Here is a 1,149-nt window from a genome sequence, read left to right as displayed (position 1 = left end):
GTGCCGGGGGTTGTGTCGGTCGCGGGCGGGGAGCGCCTTTCCCGCCGCGGGTGGAGGGTTCAGGCGGCCGGGGAGGCCGCGCCGCGCCTCTCCACGGCCTGCTTGTACAGGCGACCGGCCCGGTACGAGGAGCGCACCAGCGGCCCCGACATCACGCCGGCGAAACCGATCTCCTCGGCCTCCGCCTGCAACTCGACGAACTCCTCCGGCTTCACCCACCGCTCCACGGGGTGGTGCCGGGGGGTGGGGCGCAGGTACTGGGTGATGGTGATCAGCTCGCAGCCCGCCGAGTGCAGGTCGCGCAGGGCCTCCGAGACCTCCTCGCGGGTCTCGCCCAGGCCCAGGATCAGATTGGACTTGGTGACCAGGTCGTCCTCACGGGCCCGGCGGATCACCTCGAGGGAGCGCTCGTAGCGGAAGGCGGGGCGGATCCGCTTGAAGATGCGGGGCACCGTCTCCACGTTGTGCGCCAGTACCTCGGGCCGGGAGGAGAAGACCTCGGCCAGCTGCTCGGGCACGGCGTTGAAGTCCGGGATCAGCAGTTCCACGCCGGTGTCCGGCATCAGGTCGTGGATCCGGCGGACGGTCTCCGCGTACAGCCAGGCGCCGCCGTCGGGCAGGTCGTCCCGGGCGACACCGGTGATCGTCGCGTACCGCAGTTCCATCTGCCGTACCGACTCGGCGACCCGGCGCGGTTCGTCCCGGTCGAACTCGGCGGGCTTACCGGTGTCGATCTGACAGAAGTCGCACCGTCGGGTGCACTGCTCGCCGCCGATGAGGAAGGTCGCCTCGCGGTCCTCCCAGCACTCGAAGATGTTGGGACAGCCCGCTTCCTGACAGACGGTGTGCAGGCCCTCCCGCTTCACCAGGCCCTGCAGCTCGCGGTACTCGGGGCCCATCCTCGCCCGGGTTTTGATCCACTCGGGCTTCCGCTCGATGGGGGTCTCGCTGTTGCGGACCTCCAGCCGGAGCAGTTTGCGACCGTCGGGTGCGACAGCGGACACGTCCGACTCCCTACGACTTTCGATTCCTCGGCACACCCCAGGGTACGCCTTGACTTCCGGGGTCCGGAGCGGGTCCCCGCCCACGGGTGTCCGGGGGAGGTCACTCCCCCGGACACGGCGGGCGGGGACGTTCCCGGCGCCGGGC

General features: G+C 70.8%; 1 protein-coding gene. It reads right to left on the bottom strand.

Annotated elements, in window-relative coordinates; all coding sequences use genetic code 11:
* Window positions 1-59: 59 nt before the first annotated feature.
* Window positions 60-1,004 (bottom strand): lipoyl synthase, encoded by a 945-nt coding sequence (gene lipA, locus FNQ90_RS24095; RefSeq protein ID WP_143619938.1) that lies wholly within the window; start codon window positions 1,002-1,004, stop codon window positions 60-62.
* Between the last annotated feature and the right edge of the window lie 145 nt (window positions 1,005-1,149).

It is taken from the genome of Streptomyces alkaliphilus (genome assembly GCF_014141535.1).
GTDB classification, from domain to species: domain Bacteria; phylum Actinomycetota; class Actinomycetes; order Streptomycetales; family Streptomycetaceae; genus Streptomyces; species Streptomyces alkaliphilus.
The sequence above is the reverse complement of the archived record's forward strand: the minus strand, read 5'-3'. Positions and strand labels throughout refer to the sequence as shown.